Consider the following 2,989-nt stretch of genomic DNA (forward strand, 5'->3'; position numbering starts at 1 on the left):
TCCCAGTCGAGCGGGTACTCGAGGTTCCGCAGGCTCTCGCTCGGCACGATGCCCGGGACGTACGACTTGTTCGGCAGCGCCACCGTCCTGGGAGACGCCACGCCGTGTCGGGTGGCCAGCGCCGCGCCGAAGAACTTGTCGTCCGCGCTCCACATGAACGGGTTGTTGACTACGGTGACCCCATCCAGCAGCGCCTTCTTGAGCCAGGTCCGGTAGAACGGCACCTCGTGGGAGATGCGGTCGATGACCACATCGTAGGGACAGGGCTGGTCCATGAGGGTCGCGCCGATCCGGGCGTATTCGACCGTGACGCCCTCGTCCCGCTTCGCCACCTCCTCGATGAAGGCGGGCGGAAACGACCATTCCCTCCCGAGGATGAGTCCCACCCGCTTGGGGGCCGTGCGTGAGAGGCGTGCCATGTCAGTCGTGTCCTCCGATATACAGCCGGATCATCTTTTCCCAGTATGGCCAATCGTGCGCCCAACCGTCCCAGATGCGCAAGGCGTTGCCGATGCCCTTCGACCAGAGAATGGCCGAGAGGGTCTCGTTGTCGGGGTAGGCCGGATCGGTCCGCCCTACGGCGATGATGATGTCCTGCCGGCGGAGCGCCTCCAGCCGGCCGGGGTCCTGCTCCGGGGGAAGGAACTCGACCGGGTTGCAGGCATAGACGTTGTGGTCGGAATAGCCGCCGGTGAGCCGCCGGACATCGTACGTGCCGCTCATCCCGATGATCCGGTTCACCAGGTGAGGGTGCCGGAACCCCAGGCACGCGGCATAGTAGGCGCCCAGGCTGGCGCCGGTGGTGATGAGGTAGGGGTTGCCGTTGCGGCTGGCGGTGAACGGCAGCACCTCGCTCACCAGGTAGTGGTCGTACTGGAGGTGCCGCCAGGCCCGGGCGCCGGGATGCAGGTGGTCGGCGTTCCAGGTCTCGCTCGGCAGGTGATCGAGCATGAACAGCTGGATCCAGCCTTGCTCGATGTGGTCGGCGAGCACCTCGTGCATCCGGCGGTCGAGCCACTCGCGGTGAGTCCCCATGGATGTCGGGAACACCAGCACCCTGGCGCCGTGGTGGCCCACGACATCGATCGCCATCTCCCGGCCCAGGGCCGGACTGAACCATCGGTGGTATTCGTGGTGCACGGGTCACCCCGGAGGAGCGAGGAGGAACGGTAGCGCCGCGCGAAGACGGTGGCCCCAGGAGGCCTCCTCGTGGCCGCCGGCCCGATCCTCGATGTAGCGAAGTTGGTCGCCCTTCCGGTAGCCCTTGGCGAGCAGCAGATTCCGAAGCCGGCGTGCGTCCGCCAGGGTCTCCTCCCCTTCTCGCCGCCCTACGTCGAGGTAGATCCGCCCGGGTTGGAAGGGCGCCGCCTCCACCGCGCCGAAGATGGCGCGTCCGGCATACCAGAGCGATGGGCTCATCGCCGCCGCGGCGCCGAAGACGTCGGGACGGGCGACGAAGGCGAAGAGGCTGATGAGGCCGCCCATCGAGGACCCCGCCACGCAGGTCGTGCCCCGGCCGGGGATGGTCCGGTATCGGGCGTCCACCAGGGGCTTGATGATCTCCGCCAGGTACGCCACGTACTCGCGGCCCCGGCCGGGCCCCGCTTCCGGATCGTCGAAGGGGCTGTACTCCACCAGGCGCTCTTCGCCAGCATGCCGGATCCCCACTGCAATCCCCTCGAACCCTCGCGCCGCCGCGTGGTCCATGGCGATGTCGACCCGCCACGAGCCGGCGAAGCTCTCCTTGGGATCGAACAGATTCTGCCCGTCCTGCAGGTAGAGCACGGGGTAGTGCCGCTCGCCCCGGCCGTAGGAGGGCGGAAGATACACCGTGAGGTCGCGGTCCAGGCCCCGGGTCTCCGGACCCGCGTGGAGTCGTTCGAGCTTCCCACGTGGCCGCCGTTTCTGCTTTCTCATCACTCTCCGCTCAGGCTGGGGCGCGCGCCGCCCAGAGGATAGCGCGCAGGCCGATGAGGGCGCGCTCCGGCTGCGTTCTCACGCCGAAAGTGCCGTCGGCGCGCTGGCGGGCCGTCAACGCGGTGGTGGCGCGGCGCACGGTGACCTGGGCTTCGGGGGTGTCGGCCGCCAGCAGTGCGTCGAGCACCTGGAAGAGGTCGGCCGCGGGCCAGTCGCCCTCGACCCCCTGGTTGGCCGTGACGAGGTCCACCAGCCGGCGTACCACCGGGCGGTAGTCTCGACCCCCGCGAGCGAGGGCGTGCAGCCCCGCCACGATCACATCGGGGGCGAAGTAGCCGTTCCAGTCGGTCCATTGCTCGGAGACCTGCGCCAGGCTCTGAAGGTGGCGCCGGATGGCCGGCCGCTCCTCGTAGCCTGCCCGTAGCGCGGCCCGGAGGGCGAGGCAGCTGATGGCGAATCGCGCGGCGGACTCCACCCGGTACACCTTGCCGGTGGGCAGCGTCACCGGTGCGAGCCGCTGTGTCGGCGGTGCAGGCGCGAAGAACCCGGCGATGTAATGCTGGCACAACCGCCGCGCGTGGCGGTCCCGGTCGCAGCCGTAGTGGAAGGCGCCGGGCTGATCCTGAAGCCGGAGCATCCAGGCCAGCGGGCGGGTAACCGCGGACGAGTCTTCGGCGTGCCCCAGGTCGAGCAACTCGTGCACCCGCCAGATCGTAGGGACGGCGCCGCCGCTCACTGTGCCGTCGGCCCTGACACCCGCGGCCAGCTCCTGCCTGAGCCGATCCGCCAGCCGCGGATCGCCGGGAAGCGGCCGGCCGATCACCTGTCGGGCGAGATAGGCCTGGCGGGTCGACCCGGTGCCGAAGTAGAGCGCGAGTCGCTCGATCGCGTCCGCGCTCATGGAGGCGCCAGACGCCAGGCGAGGATGCCCCCGGCGACCACCGTCCGGAGCACCCGAAGGACGGAGAGTCCGATGCCGACCGGATCGGTCTCTCCGACTGGCCGCCGCCCGGGTTGACCCGGCCATTCCCGCAGGACGGCTACCAGGCCGAAGACCAGCCACCACGCCCCC

General features: G+C 69.7%; 4 protein-coding genes. All 4 read right to left on the reverse strand.

Annotated features, from left to right (window positions below; genetic code table 11):
• Positions 1 to 386: hypothetical protein (locus VF468_31420; protein HEX5882797.1), on the reverse strand; the 386-nt coding region annotated here is incomplete at its 3' end.
• Positions 387 to 420: 34 nt separating this feature from the next.
• Positions 421 to 1,056, reverse strand: a complete 636-nt coding sequence (locus tag VF468_31425) for an esterase (GenBank protein HEX5882798.1) — start codon at positions 1,054 to 1,056, stop codon at positions 421 to 423.
• Positions 1,057 to 1,143: 87 nt separating this feature from the next.
• Positions 1,144 to 1,917 (reverse strand): alpha/beta hydrolase-fold protein, encoded by a 774-nt coding sequence (locus VF468_31430; protein ID HEX5882799.1) that lies wholly within the window; start codon positions 1,915 to 1,917, stop codon positions 1,144 to 1,146.
• Positions 1,918 to 1,927: 10 nt separating this feature from the next.
• Positions 1,928 to 2,818, reverse strand: coding sequence for a hypothetical protein (locus VF468_31435; protein HEX5882800.1), 891 nt, complete (start codon positions 2,816 to 2,818; stop codon positions 1,928 to 1,930).
• Between the last annotated feature and the right edge of the window lie 171 nt (positions 2,819 to 2,989).

Source organism: Actinomycetota bacterium, assembly GCA_036280995.1.
Taxonomy (GTDB): Bacteria; Actinomycetota; CALGFH01; order CALGFH01; family CALGFH01; genus CALGFH01.